Genomic DNA, 16,089 nt, shown 5'->3' on the forward strand with positions numbered 1-16,089 from the left:
GTAGAGATGGTAATGCCAGGCGACAACGTGAACATGGTTGTAACCCTGATTCACCCAATCGCGATGGACGACGGTCTGCGTTTCGCAATCCGTGAAGGCGGCCGTACCGTTGGCGCAGGCGTTGTTGCTAAAGTTATCGCTTAATCGCGAATAATTTTTCGACACAAAAAAGGGCACTTCGGTGCCCTTTTTTTATGCAATTTGTTTAAATCTTAATTGAAATAAAAACCATTCCCATTTAGACTCAGTGCATTGGTTAAGAAGTGAGTCTCTCTATGTATGTATGTCTGTGTAATGCGGTGACTGACAAAGCGATCCGTAATGCGGTGCGTCAGCACAATCCCCATACCATGAAGCAGCTGCGTGAACTTGTGCCGATTGGTACCGATTGTGGAAAGTGCATTCGTCAGGCAAGACAGATTATGGTGGAGGAACGCGGAACTATCATCCCAATGCATGAAGTTGCCTAACAAAGGGTAAGGTTATTTTTGACTCTTGGCTTACAGGTTCTACACTTTTAGAACTGGCCAGGAGGAATTACCTATGAAAGGCGATAAAAAGATCATTGCTCACCTCAACAAGCTGCTCGGTAACGAGCTGGTTGCCATCAATCAATATTTCCTGCACGCCCGCATGTTCAAGAATTGGGGGTTAATGCGCCTCAACGACAAGGAGTACCACGAGTCGATCGACGAAATGAAACATGCCGATCGCTACATCGAGCGTATCCTGTTCCTGGAAGGGATCCCGAACCTGCAAGATCTCGGCAAGCTGAACATCGGCGAAGACATTGAAGAGATGCTGCGTTCCGATTTGGCGCTGGAGCTGGCGGGTGCCAAAAACCTGCGCGAAGGTATCGCCTATGCCGACTCGATCCACGATTACGTCAGCCGCGATTTAATGATCGACATCCTGGCCGATGAAGAAGAGCATATCGACTGGCTGGAAACCGAGCTGGATCTGATCGCTCGCCTCGGTATTCAAAACTATGCCCAGGCTCAGGTTCTAGAGCGCAAAGAGTAAACCTGCCTTCTGTTCGTCATCGTTTCTCCTGCCGGCAACCGTTTTTACGGTGGGGCAGGGGAGCGTCCCTACCAAGCATAATTCATACCCTGTTTGCCGCCTTCATCTCGCGACTGCATCTGAGCGCGCAAAAATGACGATTTCCTGAGCATATTTCCAACTGCGGCTTGCTTCCTCGGCCATTTTGCGTATAATGCGCGGGCTTACCTAATCTTGGTAAGCCTGATTTTAGCGAATCAGTCGATTGGCAGGCCTTTTTTGCCTCTCGAACAATACTCCCGATATGGGGGTTATATGTTGACGATTACACTCCCCCATCAATCGAAATGGGTGTGAGGAGTAATTATTTACGTTTATAAATAATTGGAGCTCTGGTCTCATGCAGAACCAAAGAATCCGTATCCGCCTGAAAGCGTTTGATCATCGTCTGATCGATCAATCAACCGCGGAAATCGTCGAGACTGCAAAGCGCACTGGTGCGCAAGTCCGTGGTCCGATCCCGCTGCCAACTCGCAAAGAGCGCTTTACCGTTCTGATTTCTCCGCACGTCAACAAAGACGCGCGCGATCAGTACGAGATTCGCACTCACAAGCGTCTGGTTGACATCGTTGAGCCAACCGAGAAAACCGTTGATGCTCTGATGCGTCTGGATCTGGCTGCCGGTGTAGACGTGCAGATCAGCCTGGGTTAATCAGGTCATTGAGCGATTGAGAGGTTGAAACAATGATTGGTTTAGTCGGTAAAAAAGTGGGTATGACCCGTATCTTCACTGAAGATGGCGTTTCTATCCCAGTAACCGTAATTGAAATTGAAGCGAACCGCGTGACTCAGGTTAAAAGCCTGGACACCGACGGTTACCGTGCCGTTCAGGTTACCACCGGTAGCAAAAAAGCTAACCGTGTAACCAAGCCGGAAGCGGGCCATTTCGCTAAAGCTGGCGTTGAAGCTGGCCGTGGTCTGTGGGAATTCCGCCTGGAAGAAGGTCAAGAATTCGCTGCAGGTCAGGAAATTAGCGTAGAAATCTTCGCTGACGTTAAAAAAGTCGATGTTACCGGTACTTCTAAAGGTAAAGGTTTTGCTGGCACTGTTAAGCGCTGGAACTTCCGTACCCAAGACGCTACCCACGGTAACTCCTTGTCTCACCGCGTTCCGGGTTCTATCGGTCAGAACCAGACTCCGGGCAAAGTGTTCAAAGGCAAGAAAATGGCTGGCCACCTGGGTGATGAGCGCGTAACCGTTCAGAGCCTGGACGTAGTACGTGTTGACGCTGAGCGCAACCTGCTGCTGGTTAAGGGTGCTGTACCGGGCGCAACCGGTGGCAACCTGATCGTTAAACCAGCTGTGAAGGCGTAAGGGGATAGCAATGGAATTAGTATTGAAAGACGCGCAAAGCGCGCTGACTGTTTCCGAAACTACCTTCGGTCGTGATTTCAACGAAGCGCTGGTACACCAGGTTGTTGTTGCTTATGCAGCAGGTGCCCGTCAAGGTACCCGTGCTCAGAAGACCCGTGCTGAAGTAACTGGTTCCGGCAAAAAGCCATGGCGTCAGAAAGGCACCGGCCGTGCGCGTTCAGGTTCTGTAAAGAGCCCGATCTGGCGTTCAGGCGGCGTGACCTTTGCTGCTAAGCCACAGGACCACAGTCAGAAAGTAAACAAAAAGATGTACCGCGGCGCGCTGAAAAGCATCCTGTCCGAACTGGTACGTCAAGATCGTCTGATCGTTGTCGAGAAGTTCTCTGTAGAAGCGCCTAAAACTAAGCTGCTGGCACAGAAACTGAAAGATATGGCTCTGGAAGACGTGCTGATCGTGACCGGTGAACTGGATGAGAATCTGTTCCTGGCAGCTCGCAACCTGTACAAGGTTGACGTGCGCGATGTAGCAGGTATCGATCCGGTTAGCCTGATCGCCTTCGACAAAGTGGTTATGACTGCTGATGCTGTGAAGCAAGTTGAGGAGATGCTGGCATGATCCGTGAAGAACGTTTGCTGAAAGTGCTGCGTGCACCGCACGTATCTGAAAAAGCATCCGCTGCGATGGAAAAAAGCAACACCATCGTTCTCAAAGTTGCCAAAGACGCGACCAAAGCAGAAATCAAAGCTGCAGTGCAGAAACTGTTTGAAGTCGAAGTCGAAGACGTGAACACCCTGGTAGTTAAAGGGAAAGTGAAGCGTCACGGTCAGCGTGTTGGTCGTCGTAGCGACTGGAAAAAAGCTTACGTCACCCTGAAAGAAGGCCAGAATCTGGACTTCATCGGCGGCGCAGAGTAAGTCGGAGGAGTAAGAACAATGGCAATTGTTAAATGTAAACCTACATCTCCGGGTCGTCGCCACGTTGTTAAAGTGGTTAACCCTGAGCTGCACAAGGGTAAACCTTATGCCCCGCTGCTGGAAAAACTGAGCAAAAGCGGTGGTCGTAACAACAATGGCCGTATCACCACCCGTCATATCGGTGGTGGCCACAAGCAACATTATCGTCTGGTTGACTTCAAGCGCAACAAAGACGGTATCCCTGCTGTGGTTGAGCGTCTGGAGTACGATCCGAACCGTTCCGCGAACATCGCGCTGGTTCTGTACAAAGACGGCGAACGCCGTTACATCCTGGCGCCGAAAGGCCTGAAAGCTGGTGACCAGATTCAATCTGGCGTTGATGCTGCAATCAAAGCGGGTAACACCCTGCCGATGCGCAACATTCCAGTTGGTTCAACGGTTCACAACGTAGAAATGAAACCAGGTAAAGGCGGCCAGATGGCTCGCTCCGCTGGTGCCTACGTTCAGATCGTTGCTCGTGATGGTTCCTACGTAACTCTGCGTCTGCGCTCCGGCGAAATGCGTAAAGTTCCAGCTGATTGCCGCGCCACCCTGGGTGAAGTCGGTAACGCTGAACACATGCTTCGCGTTCTGGGTAAAGCAGGTGCTGCACGTTGGCGTGGTGTTCGTCCTACCGTTCGCGGTACGGCGATGAACCCGGTAGATCACCCGCACGGTGGTGGTGAAGGTCGTAACTTTGGTAAGCACCCGGTAACTCCGTGGGGCGTTCAGACCAAAGGTAAGAAGACCCGTAGCAACAAGCGTACTGATAAGTTCATCGTACGTCGCCGTAGCAAAAAATAATTAGAGGATAAGCCATGCCACGTTCTCTCAAGAAAGGTCCTTTTATTGACCTGCACTTGCTGAAGAAGGTAGAGAAAGCGGTGGAAAGCGGTGACAAGAAGCCTTTGCGCACTTGGTCCCGTCGTTCAACGATCTTTCCTAACATGATCGGTTTGACCATCGCTGTCCATAATGGTCGTCAGCACGTACCAGTGTTCGTTTCCGATGAAATGGTCGGTCACAAACTGGGTGAATTCGCGCCGACTCGTACTTATCGCGGCCATGCGGCTGATAAAAAAGCTAAAAAGCGCTAAGGTAGGAGGAAGAGATGGAAACTATCGCTAAACATCGCCACGCTCGTTCTTCTGCTCAGAAGGTTCGCCTTGTTGCTGACCTGATTCGCGGTAAGAAAGTGTCGCAAGCTCTGGAAACTCTGACCTACACCAACAAGAAAGCTGCTGGTCTGGTTAAGAAAGTGCTGGAGTCTGCCATTGCTAACGCAGAACACAACGATGGCGCTGACATCGATGATCTGAAAGTTACGAAAATCTTCGTAGACGAAGGCCCAAGCATGAAGCGCATTATGCCGCGTGCAAAAGGTCGTGCAGATCGCATCCTGAAGCGCACCAGCCACATTACTGTGGTTGTGTCCGATCGCTGAGACTCTGGAGACTAGCAATGGGTCAGAAAGTACATCCTAATGGTATTCGCCTGGGTATTGTCAAACCTTGGAACTCTACTTGGTATGCGAATACCAAAGAATTCGCTGACAACCTGGACAGCGACTTTAAAGTTCGTCAATTCCTGACTAAGGAACTGTCGAAAGCTTCCGTTTCTCGCATCGTTATCGAGCGTCCTGCGAAGAGCATCCGTGTGACCATTCACACTGCTCGCCCAGGCATCGTTATCGGTAAGAAAGGTGAAGACGTCGAAAAACTGCGCAAGGTCGTAGCGGACATCGCTGGCGTTCCTGCACAGATCAACATCGCCGAAGTCCGTAAACCGGAACTCGACGCTAAATTGGTTGCTGACAGCATCACTTCTCAGCTGGAACGTCGCGTGATGTTCCGTCGTGCTATGAAGCGTGCAGTACAGAACGCAATGCGTCTTGGCGCTAAAGGTATCAAAGTTGAAGTAAGCGGCCGTCTTGGCGGCGCTGAAATCGCACGTACCGAATGGTACCGCGAAGGTCGTGTTCCATTGCACACTCTGCGTGCGGACATCGACTACAACACATCTGAAGCGCACACCACTTATGGTGTAATCGGCGTTAAGGTATGGATCTTCAAAGGTGAGATCCTGGGTGGTATGGCTGCAGTTGAACAACCGGAACCGGCTGCTCAACCTAAAAAGCAGCAGCGTAAAGGCCGCAAGTAAGGAGAGTCGCTGATGTTACAACCAAAGCGTACAAAATTCCGTAAGGTGCACAAGGGCCGCAACCGTGGTCTGGCGCAAGGTACGGATGTTAGCTTCGGCACTTTCGGTCTGAAAGCTGTTGGCCGTGGCCGTCTGACTGCTCGTCAAATCGAAGCAGCTCGTCGTGCAATGACTCGTGCAGTTAAGCGTCAAGGCAAGATCTGGATCCGTGTATTCCCGGACAAACCGATCACCGAGAAGCCGCTGGAAGTGCGTATGGGTAAAGGTAAGGGTAACGTGGAGTATTGGGTTGCCCTGATCCAGCCTGGTAAGGTCCTGTACGAAATGGACGGCGTGCCAGAAGAGGTTGCCCGCGAGGCATTCAAACTGGCAGCAGCGAAACTGCCGATCAAAACCACCTTTGTAACTAAGACGGTGATGTAATGAAAGCACAAGAGCTGCGTGAAAAAAGCGTTGAAGAGCTGAATGCCGAGCTGCTCAACCTGCTGCGTGAGCAATTCAACTTGCGCATGCAGGCGGCCAGTGGCCAGCTGCAACAAACTCACCTGTTGAAACAAGTGCGTCGTGACGTCGCACGCGTTAAGACTTTACTGACTCAAAAGGCGGGTGTGTAAATGACTGAAGTTATCCGTACCCTGCAGGGTCGTGTTGTTAGCGATAAAATGGAGAAATCCATCGTTGTTGCTATCGAACGTACTGTGAAGCACCCGATCTACGGGAAATTCATCAAACGTACGACCAAGCTGCACGTACATGACGAGAACAACGAATGTGGTACCGGCGACGTGGTGGAAATCCGCGAATGCCGCCCACTGTCCAAGACCAAGTCCTGGACGCTGGTTCGCGTTGTAGAGAAAGCGATTCTGTAATAGAGTAGCTGGCTCTCACTTAATAAACGGCTCAGAAAATGAGCCGTTTATTTTTTCTACCCATACCAAGTAAGCGGTGTTATAATGCTGCGCCCTCGGTTATGGGGCTTTTCAACGGCCTAATTTTTACTTGGGTCTTTAAAGTAGTAGTTGACATTAGCGGAGCACTAAAATGATCCAAGAACAGACTATGCTGAACGTCGCCGACAACTCCGGTGCACGTCGCGTAATGTGTATCAAGGTTCTAGGTGGCTCGCACCGTCGCTACGCAGGCGTCGGCGACATCATCAAAATTACCATCAAGGAAGCAATTCCTCGCGGTAAGGTGAAGAAAGGCGATGTTCTGAAGGCGGTAGTGGTGCGCACCAAGAAGGGTGTACGTCGCCCGGACGGTTCTGTCATTCGCTTCGATGGCAATGCATGCGTTATTTTGAACAATAACAGCGAGCAGCCAATCGGTACGCGTATTTTTGGGCCGGTAACTCGTGAACTGCGTAATGAGAAGTTCATGAAAATTATCTCTCTGGCACCAGAAGTACTCTAAGGAGCGAACATGGCAGCGAAGATCCGTCGTGATGACGAAGTTATCGTGATTACCGGGAAAGACAAAGGTAAGCGCGGTAAAGTAAAAAATGTCCTGTCTGCTGGCAAGGTCATTGTTGAAGGCATCAACCTGGTTAAGAAACACCAGAAGCCGGTTCCGGCTCTGAACCAACCAGGCGGCATTGTTGAAAAAGAAGCTGCAATTCAGGTTTCTAACATTGCTATCTTCAACGCGGCTACCGGCAAGGCTGACCGTGTAGGCTTTAGATTCGAAGACGGCAAAAAAGTCCGTTTCTTCAAATCTAACAGCGAAACTATCAAGTAATTTGGAGTAATACGATGGCGAAACTGCATGATTACTACAAAGACGAGGTAGTCAAACAACTGATGTCTCAGTTTGATTACAACTCTGTCATGCAAGTCCCTCGGGTCGAGAAGATCACCCTGAACATGGGTGTTGGTGAAGCGATTGCTGACAAGAAACTGCTGGATAACGCCGCAGCGGACCTGACAGCTATCTCCGGTCAAAAACCGTTGATCACCAAAGCCCGCAAATCTGTTGCAGGCTTCAAAATCCGTCAGGGCTATCCGATCGGCTGTAAAGTAACTCTGCGTGGCGAACGCATGTGGGAGTTCCTTGAGCGCCTGATCTCCATTGCTGTTCCACGTATCCGTGACTTCCGTGGCCTGTCCGCCAAGTCATTCGATGGCCGTGGCAACTACAGCATGGGCGTGCGTGAGCAAATCATCTTCCCAGAAATCGACTACGACAAAGTCGATCGCGTTCGTGGTTTGGATATTACCATTACCACTACTGCGAAATCTGATGATGAAGGCCGCGCGCTGCTGGCTGCTTTTAACTTCCCGTTCCGCAAGTAAGGCAGGGTTACTGATGGCTAAGCAATCAATGAAAGCACGCGAAGTCAAGCGCGTGAAATTAGCTGACAAGTTCTTTGCAAAACGCGCTGAACTGAAAGCTATTATCTCTGATGTGAACGCATCCGATGAAGATCGTTGGAATGCCGTTCTCAAGCTGCAAACTCTGCCGCGTGATTCCAGCCCGTCTCGTCAGCGTAAACGCTGCCGCCAAACTGGCCGTCCACATGGTTATGTGGGCAAATTCGGGTTGAGCCGTATTAAGCTTCGTGAAGCCGCTATGCGCGGTGAAGTACCAGGCTTGAAAAAGGCTAGCTGGTAATTACCAATTGAATCACGGGAGTAAAGACAGATGAGCATGCAAGATCCGATCGCGGATATGCTGACCCGTATCCGTAACGGTCAAGCCGCGAACAAAGTTGCGGTCACCATGCCTTCCTCCAAGCTGAAAGTGGCAATTGCCAACGTGCTGAAGGAAGAAGGTTTTATTGAAGATTTCAAAATCGAAGGCGACGCCAAGCCTGTTCTGGAACTGGTACTGAAGTACTTCCAGGGCAAAGCTGTGGTAGAAAGCATTCAACGTATCAGCCGTCCAGGTCTGCGCATCTACAAGAAAAAAGATGAGCTGCCAAAAGTTATGGCCGGTTTGGGTATCGCTGTTGTTTCTACCTCTAAAGGTGTTATGACCGATCGTGCAGCTCGCCAGGCTGGTCTTGGTGGCGAGATTATCTGCTACGTAGCTTAATTCGGGAGGAAAGAATGTCTCGTGTTGCAAAAGCACCCGTCGTCATTCCTGCCGGCGTAGAGGTAAAACTCAACGGTCAGGTTATTTCGATTAAGGGTAAAAACGGCGAGTTGACTCGTACTATCCACGACGCCGTTGAAGTGAAGCAAGAAGCTAACGCACTGACTTTCGCTCCGCGCGAAGGTTTTGCTAACGCATGGGCTCAAGCGGGTACCACGCGCGCTCTGCTGAACGCAATGGTTGTTGGTGTTACCGAAGGCTTCACCAAAAAGCTTCAACTGGTAGGTGTTGGTTATCGTGCTGCCGTTAAAGGCAACGTGGTGAATTTGGCCCTGGGCTTCTCTCACCCTATCGATCACCAGCTGCCGGCAGGTATCACTGCTGAATGCCCAAGCCAAACTGAAATCGTGCTGAAAGGCGCTGATAAGCAGGTAATTGGCCAGGTAGCAGCAGATCTGCGTGCTTACCGTCGTCCTGAGCCTTACAAAGGCAAAGGTGTTCGTTACGCCGACGAAGTCGTGCGTACCAAAGAGGCTAAGAAGAAGTAAGGTAACACTATGGATAAGAAATCTGCTCGTATCCGTCGTGCGACCCGCGCACGCCGCAAGCTCCAAGAGCTGGGTGCAACCCGCCTGGTGGTACATCGTACCCCGCGTCACATTTACGCACAGGTGATTGCTCCAAACGGTTCTGAAGTACTGGTAGCCGCTTCTACTTTAGAAAAAGCTATCGCGGAGCAACTGAAGTATTCCGGTAACAAAGACGCAGCAGCAGCCGTAGGTAAAGCTCTGGCTGAGCGCGCGTTGGAAAAAGGGATTGCGAAAGTATCCTTTGACCGTTCCGGTTTCCAATATCATGGTCGAGTCCAGGCACTGGCAGATGCTGCCCGTGAAGCTGGCCTTCAGTTCTAAGGAAGAGGTTTAAGATGGCTCACATCGAAAAACAAGCTGGCGAACTGCAGGAAAAGCTGATCGCGGTAAACCGCGTATCTAAAACCGTAAAAGGTGGCCGTATTTTCAGCTTTACCGCACTGACTGTAGTTGGTGATGGTAACGGTCGCGTTGGTTTTGGCTACGGCAAAGCACGCGAAGTTCCAGCAGCGATCCAGAAAGCGATGGAAAAAGCCCGTCGCAACATGATGAACGTCGCGCTGAACAGCGGCACCCTGCAGCACCCTGTTAAGGGCGCTCACACGGGTTCTCGCGTGTTCATGCAGCCTGCTCATGAAGGTACCGGTATCATCGCGGGCGGTGCAATGCGCGCCGTTCTCGAAGTTGCTGGGGTGCACAACGTATTGGCTAAAGCTTATGGTTCCACCAACCCGATCAACGTGGTTCGTGCAACTATCGACGCTCTGGCGAATATGAAGTCTCCTGAAATGGTCGCTGCTAAGCGTGGTAAATCCGTTGCCGACATTCTGGGGTAATTGACCATGGCTAAGACTATTAAAGTTACACAAACTCGCAGCTCAATTGGCCGTCTGCCGAAGCATAAAGCTACTCTGCTCGGTCTGGGTCTGCGTCGTATTGGTCACACCGTAGAGCGCGAGGATACTCCTGCTGTTCGCGGTATGGTCAACCTGGTTTCCTACATGGTTAAAGTTGAGGAGTAACAGATGCGTTTAAATACTCTGTCTCCGGCTGAAGGTGCCAAGCATGCGCCTAAGCGTGTAGGTCGTGGTATTGGTTCTGGCCTGGGTAAAACCGGCGGCCGTGGTCACAAAGGTCAGAAGTCTCGTTCTGGCGGTGGCGTACGTCGTGGTTTCGAAGGTGGTCAGATGCCTCTGTACCGTCGTCTGCCGAAATTCGGCTTCACTTCACGCAAAGCGATGATCACGGCAGAAGTTCGTCTGTCTGAACTGGCTCTGGTTGAAGGCGATGTTATCGACCTGAACGCGCTGAAAGCCGCTAACGTAGTTGGTGTCCAGATCGAATTCGCGAAAGTTGTACTTTCTGGCGAAGTCGCTCGTCCGGTAACCCTGCGTGGTCTGCGTGTCACCAAAGGCGCTCGTGCTGCTATCGAGGCTGCTGGCGGTAAAATTGAGGAATAAGTAGCAGATGGCTAAGCAACCAGGATTAGATTTTCAAAGTGCTAAAGGCGGGCTCGGCGAGCTGAAGCGCAGACTTTTGTTTGTCATCGGCGCGCTGATTGTCTTCCGCATCGGCTCTTTCATTCCGATTCCTGGTATCGATGCCACTGTGCTTGCCAAATTGCTTGAGCAGCAGAGAGGCACTATCATTGAAATGTTTAATATGTTCTCTGGTGGTGCCCTCAGCCGTGCTTCTATCTTTGCTCTGGGGATCATGCCGTATATCTCGGCGTCGATCATTATCCAGCTGCTGACGGTGGTTCATCCAGCGTTGGCGGAAATCAAGAAAGAAGGGGAGGCTGGCCGTCGCAAGATTAGCCAGTACACCCGTTACGGTACGCTGGTATTGGCCATATTCCAGTCGATCGGTATTGCTACCGGTCTGCCGAATATGCCTGGTATGCAGGGCCTGGTGTTAAATCCAGGCTTTGCATTCTACTTTACTGCGGTTGTGAGCCTGGTAACCGGGACAATGTTCCTGATGTGGCTGGGTGAGCAGATTACTGAACGCGGTATCGGCAACGGTATCTCGATCATTATCTTCGCGGGTATTGTAGCGGGGCTCCCGCCGGCAGTGGCCCATACTATCGAGCAAGCGCGGCAAGGCGACCTGCACTTCCTCCTGCTGCTGTTGGTTGCAGTATTGGTGTTTGCAGTAACCTTCTTCGTTGTTTTCATCGAGCGTGGTCAACGTCGTATCGTCGTTAACTATGCGAAGCGTCAACAAGGTCGTCGTGTTTATGCAGCACAGAGCACACATTTACCGTTGAAAGTGAACATGGCGGGTGTTATCCCGGCGATTTTCGCTTCCAGCATTATTCTGTTCCCGGCCACGATTGCATCATGGTTTGGGGGCGGTACCGGTTGGAACTGGCTGACTACGATTTCGCTGTATTTGCAGCCAGGGCAACCGCTTTATGTGTTACTCTATGCGTCTGCAATCATCTTCTTCTGTTTCTTCTACACGGCGTTGGTCTTCAACCCGCGTGAGACAGCAGATAACCTGAAGAAGTCCGGTGCCTTCGTACCAGGAATTCGTCCGGGAGAGCAAACGGCGAAGTATATCGATAAAGTAATGACGCGTTTAACCCTGGTGGGCGCGATGTACATTACTTTCATCTGCCTGATCCCGGAGTTCATGCGTGATGCAATGAAAGTACCATTCTACTTTGGTGGTACCTCGCTACTGATCGTGGTTGTCGTCATCATGGACTTTATGGCTCAAGTGCAAACTCTGATGATGTCAAGTCAGTACGAGTCTGCATTGAAGAAAGCAAATCTGAAAGGCTATAACCGCTAGTCAGATTCGTTTGAGAAGTTACGGAGAGTAAAAATGAAAGTTCGTGCTTCCGTCAAGAAATTATGTCGTAACTGCAAAATCGTTAAGCGTAACGGTGTCGTTCGTGTGATTTGCAGCGCCGAGCCGAAGCATAAACAGCGTCAAGGCTGATTATCTCGCATATTTTTCTTGCAAAGTTGGGTTGAGCTGGCTAGATTAGCCAGCCAATCTTTTGTATGTCGCACTGCAACACTATTTGAGTATCCTGAAAACGGGCTTTTCAGAATGGTGTTGCTGTATAAAATAGTAGGAGTGCATAGTGGCCCGTATAGCAGGCATTAACATTCCTGATCATAAACATACCGTTATCGCCTTAACGTCGATCTTCGGTATCGGTAAAACCCGTTCACAGGCTATCTGTGCATCCACGGGTATTGCTGAAAATGTTAAGATCAGTGAGCTGTCTGAAGAGCAAATCGAAAAGCTTCGTGATGCAGTTGCCAAATACACCGTTGAGGGTGATTTGCGTCGTGAAATTACCCTGAGCATCAAGCGTCTTATGGACCTTGGTTGCTATCGTGGTTTGCGTCATCGTCGTGGTCTGCCGGTACGCGGTCAGCGCACCAAGACCAACGCTCGTACCCGTAAGGGTCCGCGCAAGCCGATCAAGAAATAATCGGGGTTATTGAATAATGGCAAAGGCACCTGTTCGTACACGTAAGCGTGTAAGAAAGCAAGTCTCTGACGGCGTGGCTCATATCCATGCTTCTTTCAACAACACCATCGTTACCATCACTGATCGTCAGGGTAATGCTTTGGGTTGGGCAACAGCCGGTGGTTCCGGTTTCCGTGGTTCTCGTAAGTCCACTCCGTTCGCAGCACAGGTTGCAGCAGAACGTTGTGCTGACGCAGTAAAAGAATACGGTATCAAGAACCTGGAAGTTATGGTTAAAGGACCTGGTCCTGGTCGTGAGTCTACTATCCGCGCTCTGAACGCGGCTGGTTTCCGCATCACTAACATTACTGATGTGACTCCGATCCCTCATAACGGTTGTCGTCCGCCGAAAAAGCGCCGCGTGTAACGCAGCTTTTAGGATTGTTGGAGAAAGAAAATGGCAAGATATTTGGGTCCTAAGCTCAAGCTGAGCCGTCGTGAGGGCACAGACCTGTTCCTTAAGTCTGGCGTTCGCGCGATCGATTCCAAGTGTAAAATTGAACAAGCACCTGGTCAGCACGGTGCGCGTAAACCGCGTCTGTCTGATTACGGTGTTCAGTTGCGTGAGAAGCAGAAAGTTCGCCGTATGTACGGCATTCTGGAGCGTCAATTCCGTAACTATTACAAAGAAGCAACCCGCCTGAAGGGCAACACCGGTGAAAACCTGTTGCAGCTGCTGGAAGGTCGTCTGGACAACGTTGTTTACCGTATGGGCTTCGGCGCTACTCGTGCAGAGTCACGTCAGCTGGTTAGCCACAAAGCAGTTATGGTAAACGGTCGCGTTGTTAACATCGCTTCTTATCAGGTATCTCCGAATGACGTAGTCAGCATCCGCGAGAAAGCTAAAAAGCAGTCTCGTGTTAAAGCTTCTCTGGAGCTGGCTGAGCAGCGTGAAAAGCCGACTTGGCTGGAAGTTGATGCTGCTAAGATGGAAGGCGTGTTCAAGCGTATGCCTGAACGTACCGATCTGTCTGCGGACATTAACGAACACCTGATCGTCGAGCTTTACTCCAAGTAAAGCTTAGTACCAAAGAGAGGACACAATGCAGGGTTCTGTGACAGAGTTTCTAAAACCGCGCCTGGTAGATATCGAGCAAGTCAGTTCGACGCACGCCAAGGTGACCCTTGAGCCTTTAGAGCGTGGCTTTGGCCATACTCTTGGCAACGCACTGCGCCGTATTCTGCTTTCATCTATGCCGGGTTGCGCGGTGACCGAGGTTGAGATTGATGGTGTACTGCATGAGTACAGCACCAAAGAAGGCGTACAGGAAGATATCCTGGAGATCCTGCTCAACCTGAAAGGGCTGGCGGTGAGAGTTCAAGGCAAAGACGAAGTTATTCTTACCCTGAATAAATCTGGCATTGGCCCTGTGACCGCTGCCGACATCACCCATGATGGTGATGTCGAAATCGTCAAGCCTCAGCACGTGATCTGCCACCTGACTGATGAGAACGCGGCTATCAGCATGCGTATCAAAGTTCAGCGCGGTCGCGGTTATGTGCCGGCTTCTGCCCGAATTCATTCGGAAGAAGATGAGCGCCCAATCGGTCGTCTGTTGGTTGACGCCTGCTACAGCCCTGTAGAGCGTATCGCCTACAATGTTGAAGCTGCGCGTGTAGAACAGCGTACTGACTTGGATAAGCTGGTCATCGAGATGGAGACCAATGGCACGATCGATCCTGAAGAGGCGATCCGCCGTGCGGCCACCATTCTGGCTGAACAACTTGAAGCTTTCGTTGACCTGCGTGATGTACGTCAGCCGGAAGTTAAAGAAGAGAAACCGGAATTCGATCCGATCTTGCTGCGCCCTGTTGACGATCTGGAATTGACTGTCCGCTCTGCTAACTGCCTCAAGGCAGAAGCTATCCACTACATCGGTGATCTGGTACAGCGTACCGAGGTTGAGTTGCTGAAAACGCCAAACCTGGGTAAAAAATCTCTTACCGAGATTAAAGACGTGCTGGCCTCACGTGGTCTGTCTCTGGGCATGCGCCTGGAAAACTGGCCGCCGGCAAGCATTGCTGACGAGTAACCGGATCACAGGTTAAGGTTTTACTGAGAAGGATAAGGTCATGCGCCATCGTAAGAGTGGTCGTCAACTGAACCGTAACAGCAGCCATCGCCAGGCTATGTTCCGTAACATGGCCGGCTCTTTGGTTCGTCATGAGATCATCAAGACGACCCTGCCAAAAGCAAAAGAGCTGCGTCGCGTTGTTGAGCCGCTGATTACTCTTGCCAAGACCGACAGCGTAGCTAATCGTCGTCTGGCATTCGCCCGTACTCGTGATAACGAGATCGTGGCAAAACTGTTTAACGAGCTGGGCCCGCGTTTAGCGAGCCGTGCCGGTGGTTACACTCGCATTCTGAAGTGTGGCTTCCGCGCAGGCGACAACGCGCCGATGGCATACATCGAGCTGGTTGATCGTGCTGAGTCTCAAGCAGAAGTAGCAACTGCAGAGTAATCTGTAGACGCGTAAAAAAACCGGGCTTGCCCGGTTTTTTTACGTCCAAACCCAGCCAAATGTGCGTAATTCCCCCGCTGCGCTTAAGATCCCCGCCCCTATCCGCTATGCTAAGGCTTAATCATTAGGCTAACCGAGGCTGTCTTTCATGGGGCTGCTCGATCAATGGGCGGAACGCCATATCCTTGATGCCCAGGATAAAGGCGAGTTCGACAATCTGCCCGGCCAGGGTCAACCGTTGGCGCTGGAAGATGACAGCGCGGTCCCGGCTGAACTGCGCGCCGGTTACCGTTTGCTGAAAAATGCCGGTTACCTGCCGCCGGAGCTGGAAGATCGCAAAGAGGCGTTGACTGTTGCTCGTTTGCTGCAAGGGATTAACAGTGAGCATCAGGACTATGTCGAACTCAGCAAACGCATGGCGCTGCTGGAGCACCGGTTGCGTCAGGCTGGGATGAGTACGGATTTCTTGCATGGTGAATATCAGCGTGCATTGGACGGCAAATTCACCCGGGAGGAGAAGTAATGTTCAAGATAGGTCAGTTGGCCAAGCTTGCCGAAGTGACGCCGGATACCGTGCGTTACTATGAAAAGCAGGGCATGATGGATCACAATGTCCGCACCGAAGGCGGCTATCGGCTCTACACCGAGCAGGATCTGCAGCGGCTGCGCTTTATTCGCTATGCCAAGCAGCTGGGATTTACTCTGGAAACGATCGCTGAGCTGCTGTCGATCCGCGTCGATCCTGAACATCATACCTGTCAGGAGTCGAAGTCGATCGTCGATGCGCGCCTGAGCGAAGTGGAAAGTAAGTTGGCGGAGCTGACTCGCATGCGCGAATCGCTGAAGCGGCTGAGTGATGCCTGCTGCGGCACTGCCCATACCAGCAATTATTGTTCTATTCTGGAAGCCTTGGAACAGGGCGCCAGCGATGAAAAAGGCAAAAAAGGTTGCTGACGGCACTTTAATTTTTATACCGCCGGCAGTATTATCGCCCCGTTTTATCACCACACCTTTTACAGG

At 51.2% G+C, this 16,089-nt stretch carries 32 protein-coding genes and 1 pseudogene; all 33 read left to right on the plus strand.

Going from position 1 to position 16,089, the window contains the following annotated elements:
- A pseudogene (gene tuf / locus ACJ8HB_RS24590) lies at window positions 1–144 on the plus strand (elongation factor Tu); the annotation flags it as partial.
- 131 nt (window positions 145–275) lie between these two features.
- A complete protein-coding gene (gene bfd, locus ACJ8HB_RS24595; RefSeq protein WP_015379266.1) occupies window positions 276–470 on the plus strand; it encodes a bacterioferritin-associated ferredoxin in 195 nt (64 codons plus the stop codon).
- A gap of 73 nt (window positions 471–543) precedes the next feature.
- Window positions 544–1,023, plus strand: a complete 480-nt coding sequence (bfr, locus tag ACJ8HB_RS24600; protein ID WP_033636255.1) for a bacterioferritin — start codon at window positions 544–546, stop codon at window positions 1,021–1,023.
- Window positions 1,024–1,402: 379 nt separating this feature from the next.
- Window positions 1,403–1,714 (plus strand): 30S ribosomal protein S10, encoded by a 312-nt coding sequence (gene rpsJ / locus ACJ8HB_RS24605; protein ID WP_001181005.1) that lies wholly within the window; start codon window positions 1,403–1,405, stop codon window positions 1,712–1,714.
- A gap of 32 nt (window positions 1,715–1,746) precedes the next feature.
- Complete coding sequence (gene rplC, locus ACJ8HB_RS24610) at window positions 1,747–2,376, plus strand: 50S ribosomal protein L3 (RefSeq protein ID WP_015379265.1); 630 nt, start codon at window positions 1,747–1,749, stop codon at window positions 2,374–2,376.
- 10 nt (window positions 2,377–2,386) lie between these two features.
- Window positions 2,387–2,992, plus strand: coding sequence for a 50S ribosomal protein L4 (rplD, locus tag ACJ8HB_RS24615; protein ID WP_004929779.1), 606 nt, complete (start codon window positions 2,387–2,389; stop codon window positions 2,990–2,992).
- Window positions 2,989–3,291: a 50S ribosomal protein L23 gene (rplW, locus tag ACJ8HB_RS24620; protein WP_004951179.1), complete on the plus strand. Its 303-nt coding sequence runs from the start codon at window positions 2,989–2,991 to the stop codon at window positions 3,289–3,291. Before rplD ends, rplW begins: the two co-directional genes overlap by 4 nt.
- 18 nt (window positions 3,292–3,309) lie before the next feature.
- Window positions 3,310–4,134, plus strand: coding sequence for a 50S ribosomal protein L2 (rplB, locus tag ACJ8HB_RS24625; RefSeq protein WP_004929775.1), 825 nt, complete (start codon window positions 3,310–3,312; stop codon window positions 4,132–4,134).
- Between the two features lie 14 nt (window positions 4,135–4,148).
- Window positions 4,149–4,427 carry a 30S ribosomal protein S19 gene (gene rpsS / locus ACJ8HB_RS24630; RefSeq protein ID WP_004929772.1) on the plus strand — a complete coding sequence of 93 codons (279 nt, stop codon included), beginning with the start codon at window positions 4,149–4,151 and terminating at the stop codon, window positions 4,425–4,427.
- Between the two features lie 14 nt (window positions 4,428–4,441).
- A complete protein-coding gene (gene rplV / locus ACJ8HB_RS24635) occupies window positions 4,442–4,774 on the plus strand; it encodes a 50S ribosomal protein L22 (RefSeq protein ID WP_002223844.1) in 333 nt (110 codons plus the stop codon).
- A gap of 17 nt (window positions 4,775–4,791) precedes the next feature.
- On the plus strand, window positions 4,792–5,490 hold the full coding sequence (gene rpsC / locus ACJ8HB_RS24640) for a 30S ribosomal protein S3 (RefSeq protein WP_004929766.1): 699 nt from the start codon (window positions 4,792–4,794) through the stop codon (window positions 5,488–5,490).
- Between the two features lie 12 nt (window positions 5,491–5,502).
- Window positions 5,503–5,913 (plus strand): 50S ribosomal protein L16, encoded by a 411-nt coding sequence (gene rplP / locus ACJ8HB_RS24645; protein WP_004929764.1) that lies wholly within the window; start codon window positions 5,503–5,505, stop codon window positions 5,911–5,913.
- Window positions 5,913–6,104, plus strand: coding sequence for a 50S ribosomal protein L29 (gene rpmC, locus ACJ8HB_RS24650; protein ID WP_004929762.1), 192 nt, complete (start codon window positions 5,913–5,915; stop codon window positions 6,102–6,104). The genes rplP and rpmC overlap by 1 nt, the downstream gene beginning before the upstream one ends.
- A complete protein-coding gene (gene rpsQ / locus ACJ8HB_RS24655; RefSeq protein ID WP_004929760.1) occupies window positions 6,105–6,359 on the plus strand; it encodes a 30S ribosomal protein S17 in 255 nt (84 codons plus the stop codon).
- Window positions 6,360–6,531: 172 nt separating this feature from the next.
- Window positions 6,532–6,903: a 50S ribosomal protein L14 gene (gene rplN / locus ACJ8HB_RS24660; RefSeq protein ID WP_000613954.1), complete on the plus strand. Its 372-nt coding sequence runs from the start codon at window positions 6,532–6,534 to the stop codon at window positions 6,901–6,903.
- Between the two features lie 9 nt (window positions 6,904–6,912).
- Window positions 6,913–7,227 carry a 50S ribosomal protein L24 gene (gene rplX, locus ACJ8HB_RS24665; protein ID WP_004929758.1) on the plus strand — a complete coding sequence of 105 codons (315 nt, stop codon included), beginning with the start codon at window positions 6,913–6,915 and terminating at the stop codon, window positions 7,225–7,227.
- 14 nt (window positions 7,228–7,241) lie between these two features.
- Window positions 7,242–7,781 carry a 50S ribosomal protein L5 gene (gene rplE / locus ACJ8HB_RS24670; protein WP_033636253.1) on the plus strand — a complete coding sequence of 180 codons (540 nt, stop codon included), beginning with the start codon at window positions 7,242–7,244 and terminating at the stop codon, window positions 7,779–7,781.
- Window positions 7,782–7,794: 13 nt separating this feature from the next.
- Entirely contained in the window at window positions 7,795–8,100 is a 306-nt protein-coding gene (gene rpsN, locus ACJ8HB_RS24675; RefSeq protein WP_004929754.1) for a 30S ribosomal protein S14, read from the plus strand.
- 30 nt (window positions 8,101–8,130) lie between these two features.
- A complete protein-coding gene (rpsH, locus tag ACJ8HB_RS24680; RefSeq protein WP_004929753.1) occupies window positions 8,131–8,523 on the plus strand; it encodes a 30S ribosomal protein S8 in 393 nt (130 codons plus the stop codon).
- A gap of 14 nt (window positions 8,524–8,537) precedes the next feature.
- Window positions 8,538–9,071: a 50S ribosomal protein L6 gene (gene rplF / locus ACJ8HB_RS24685; RefSeq protein WP_004929751.1), complete on the plus strand. Its 534-nt coding sequence runs from the start codon at window positions 8,538–8,540 to the stop codon at window positions 9,069–9,071.
- Window positions 9,072–9,080: 9 nt separating this feature from the next.
- The gene (gene rplR / locus ACJ8HB_RS24690; protein ID WP_004929748.1) at window positions 9,081–9,434 is read left to right on the plus strand and encodes a 50S ribosomal protein L18; all 354 of its coding nucleotides are present in this window, start codon (window positions 9,081–9,083) and stop codon (window positions 9,432–9,434) included.
- 14 nt (window positions 9,435–9,448) lie between these two features.
- Window positions 9,449–9,949, plus strand: coding sequence for a 30S ribosomal protein S5 (gene rpsE, locus ACJ8HB_RS24695; RefSeq protein ID WP_004929747.1), 501 nt, complete (start codon window positions 9,449–9,451; stop codon window positions 9,947–9,949).
- Window positions 9,950–9,955: 6 nt separating this feature from the next.
- Window positions 9,956–10,135, plus strand: coding sequence for a 50S ribosomal protein L30 (rpmD, locus tag ACJ8HB_RS24700; protein WP_048232028.1), 180 nt, complete (start codon window positions 9,956–9,958; stop codon window positions 10,133–10,135).
- Between the two features lie 3 nt (window positions 10,136–10,138).
- A complete protein-coding gene (rplO, locus tag ACJ8HB_RS24705; RefSeq protein ID WP_004929742.1) occupies window positions 10,139–10,573 on the plus strand; it encodes a 50S ribosomal protein L15 in 435 nt (144 codons plus the stop codon).
- 7 nt (window positions 10,574–10,580) lie between these two features.
- Window positions 10,581–11,912: a preprotein translocase subunit SecY gene (secY, locus tag ACJ8HB_RS24710; protein ID WP_004929740.1), complete on the plus strand. Its 1,332-nt coding sequence runs from the start codon at window positions 10,581–10,583 to the stop codon at window positions 11,910–11,912.
- A gap of 33 nt (window positions 11,913–11,945) precedes the next feature.
- Window positions 11,946–12,062, plus strand: a complete 117-nt coding sequence (rpmJ, locus tag ACJ8HB_RS24715) for a 50S ribosomal protein L36 (RefSeq protein ID WP_002227352.1) — start codon at window positions 11,946–11,948, stop codon at window positions 12,060–12,062.
- A gap of 148 nt (window positions 12,063–12,210) precedes the next feature.
- The gene (rpsM, locus tag ACJ8HB_RS24720) at window positions 12,211–12,567 is read left to right on the plus strand and encodes a 30S ribosomal protein S13 (protein ID WP_004929734.1); all 357 of its coding nucleotides are present in this window, start codon (window positions 12,211–12,213) and stop codon (window positions 12,565–12,567) included.
- Between the two features lie 16 nt (window positions 12,568–12,583).
- Window positions 12,584–12,973 carry a 30S ribosomal protein S11 gene (rpsK, locus tag ACJ8HB_RS24725; protein ID WP_004929731.1) on the plus strand — a complete coding sequence of 130 codons (390 nt, stop codon included), beginning with the start codon at window positions 12,584–12,586 and terminating at the stop codon, window positions 12,971–12,973.
- 30 nt (window positions 12,974–13,003) lie between these two features.
- Window positions 13,004–13,624, plus strand: coding sequence for a 30S ribosomal protein S4 (gene rpsD, locus ACJ8HB_RS24730; RefSeq protein WP_004929729.1), 621 nt, complete (start codon window positions 13,004–13,006; stop codon window positions 13,622–13,624).
- Window positions 13,625–13,649: 25 nt separating this feature from the next.
- A complete protein-coding gene (locus ACJ8HB_RS24735; protein WP_002919219.1) occupies window positions 13,650–14,639 on the plus strand; it encodes a DNA-directed RNA polymerase subunit alpha in 990 nt (329 codons plus the stop codon).
- Between the two features lie 40 nt (window positions 14,640–14,679).
- The gene (gene rplQ, locus ACJ8HB_RS24740; RefSeq protein ID WP_442520205.1) at window positions 14,680–15,069 is read left to right on the plus strand and encodes a 50S ribosomal protein L17; all 390 of its coding nucleotides are present in this window, start codon (window positions 14,680–14,682) and stop codon (window positions 15,067–15,069) included.
- A 148-nt stretch (window positions 15,070–15,217) separates the two neighbouring features.
- Window positions 15,218–15,592 carry a DUF1992 domain-containing protein gene (locus ACJ8HB_RS24745; protein ID WP_033636252.1) on the plus strand — a complete coding sequence of 125 codons (375 nt, stop codon included), beginning with the start codon at window positions 15,218–15,220 and terminating at the stop codon, window positions 15,590–15,592.
- The gene (gene zntR / locus ACJ8HB_RS24750; RefSeq protein WP_033636251.1) at window positions 15,592–16,023 is read left to right on the plus strand and encodes a Zn(2+)-responsive transcriptional regulator; all 432 of its coding nucleotides are present in this window, start codon (window positions 15,592–15,594) and stop codon (window positions 16,021–16,023) included. Before ACJ8HB_RS24745 ends, zntR begins: the two co-directional genes overlap by 1 nt.
- Window positions 16,024–16,089: the final 66 nt, after the last annotated feature.

This window comes from Serratia sp. CY27727, assembly GCF_052169275.1.
In the GTDB taxonomy this organism is placed as follows: Bacteria; Pseudomonadota; Gammaproteobacteria; order Enterobacterales; family Enterobacteriaceae; genus Serratia; species Serratia sarumanii.

Excerpts from the sequence above, each read along its gene's own strand:
- rplB (WP_004929775.1), top strand. The coding sequence starts at position 3,310 with ATGGCAATTGTTAAATGTAAACCTACATCTCCGGGTCGTCGCCACGTT.
- rpsJ (WP_001181005.1), top strand. The coding sequence starts at position 1,403 with ATGCAGAACCAAAGAATCCGTATCCGCCTGAAAGCGTTTGATCATCGT.
- bfr (WP_033636255.1), top strand. The coding sequence starts at position 544 with ATGAAAGGCGATAAAAAGATCATTGCTCACCTCAACAAGCTGCTCGGT.
- rplE (WP_033636253.1), top strand. The coding sequence starts at position 7,242 with ATGGCGAAACTGCATGATTACTACAAAGACGAGGTAGTCAAACAACTG.
- rplP (WP_004929764.1), top strand. The coding sequence starts at position 5,503 with ATGTTACAACCAAAGCGTACAAAATTCCGTAAGGTGCACAAGGGCCGC.
- rplO (WP_004929742.1), top strand. The coding sequence starts at position 10,139 with ATGCGTTTAAATACTCTGTCTCCGGCTGAAGGTGCCAAGCATGCGCCT.
- secY (WP_004929740.1), top strand. The coding sequence starts at position 10,581 with ATGGCTAAGCAACCAGGATTAGATTTTCAAAGTGCTAAAGGCGGGCTC.
- rpsK (WP_004929731.1), top strand. The coding sequence starts at position 12,584 with ATGGCAAAGGCACCTGTTCGTACACGTAAGCGTGTAAGAAAGCAAGTC.
- rpmC (WP_004929762.1), top strand. The coding sequence starts at position 5,913 with ATGAAAGCACAAGAGCTGCGTGAAAAAAGCGTTGAAGAGCTGAATGCC.
- rplF (WP_004929751.1), top strand. The coding sequence starts at position 8,538 with ATGTCTCGTGTTGCAAAAGCACCCGTCGTCATTCCTGCCGGCGTAGAG.
- rplD (WP_004929779.1), top strand. The coding sequence starts at position 2,387 with ATGGAATTAGTATTGAAAGACGCGCAAAGCGCGCTGACTGTTTCCGAA.
- rplV (WP_002223844.1), top strand. The coding sequence starts at position 4,442 with ATGGAAACTATCGCTAAACATCGCCACGCTCGTTCTTCTGCTCAGAAG.
- rpsS (WP_004929772.1), top strand. The coding sequence starts at position 4,149 with ATGCCACGTTCTCTCAAGAAAGGTCCTTTTATTGACCTGCACTTGCTG.
- rplN (WP_000613954.1), top strand. The coding sequence starts at position 6,532 with ATGATCCAAGAACAGACTATGCTGAACGTCGCCGACAACTCCGGTGCA.
- ACJ8HB_RS24735 (WP_002919219.1), top strand. The coding sequence starts at position 13,650 with ATGCAGGGTTCTGTGACAGAGTTTCTAAAACCGCGCCTGGTAGATATC.
- rpsH (WP_004929753.1), top strand. The coding sequence starts at position 8,131 with ATGAGCATGCAAGATCCGATCGCGGATATGCTGACCCGTATCCGTAAC.
- rpsQ (WP_004929760.1), top strand. The coding sequence starts at position 6,105 with ATGACTGAAGTTATCCGTACCCTGCAGGGTCGTGTTGTTAGCGATAAA.
- rplX (WP_004929758.1), top strand. The coding sequence starts at position 6,913 with ATGGCAGCGAAGATCCGTCGTGATGACGAAGTTATCGTGATTACCGGG.
- ACJ8HB_RS24745 (WP_033636252.1), top strand. The coding sequence starts at position 15,218 with ATGGGGCTGCTCGATCAATGGGCGGAACGCCATATCCTTGATGCCCAG.
- zntR (WP_033636251.1), top strand. The coding sequence starts at position 15,592 with ATGTTCAAGATAGGTCAGTTGGCCAAGCTTGCCGAAGTGACGCCGGAT.
- rpsD (WP_004929729.1), top strand. The coding sequence starts at position 13,004 with ATGGCAAGATATTTGGGTCCTAAGCTCAAGCTGAGCCGTCGTGAGGGC.
- bfd (WP_015379266.1), top strand. The coding sequence starts at position 276 with ATGTATGTATGTCTGTGTAATGCGGTGACTGACAAAGCGATCCGTAAT.
- rplC (WP_015379265.1), top strand. The coding sequence starts at position 1,747 with ATGATTGGTTTAGTCGGTAAAAAAGTGGGTATGACCCGTATCTTCACT.
- rpsE (WP_004929747.1), top strand. The coding sequence starts at position 9,449 with ATGGCTCACATCGAAAAACAAGCTGGCGAACTGCAGGAAAAGCTGATC.
- rpsC (WP_004929766.1), top strand. The coding sequence starts at position 4,792 with ATGGGTCAGAAAGTACATCCTAATGGTATTCGCCTGGGTATTGTCAAA.
- rpmD (WP_048232028.1), top strand. The coding sequence starts at position 9,956 with ATGGCTAAGACTATTAAAGTTACACAAACTCGCAGCTCAATTGGCCGT.
- rplQ (WP_442520205.1), top strand. The coding sequence starts at position 14,680 with ATGCGCCATCGTAAGAGTGGTCGTCAACTGAACCGTAACAGCAGCCAT.
- rpsN (WP_004929754.1), top strand. The coding sequence starts at position 7,795 with ATGGCTAAGCAATCAATGAAAGCACGCGAAGTCAAGCGCGTGAAATTA.
- rpmJ (WP_002227352.1), top strand. The coding sequence starts at position 11,946 with ATGAAAGTTCGTGCTTCCGTCAAGAAATTATGTCGTAACTGCAAAATC.
- rplW (WP_004951179.1), top strand. The coding sequence starts at position 2,989 with ATGATCCGTGAAGAACGTTTGCTGAAAGTGCTGCGTGCACCGCACGTA.
- rplR (WP_004929748.1), top strand. The coding sequence starts at position 9,081 with ATGGATAAGAAATCTGCTCGTATCCGTCGTGCGACCCGCGCACGCCGC.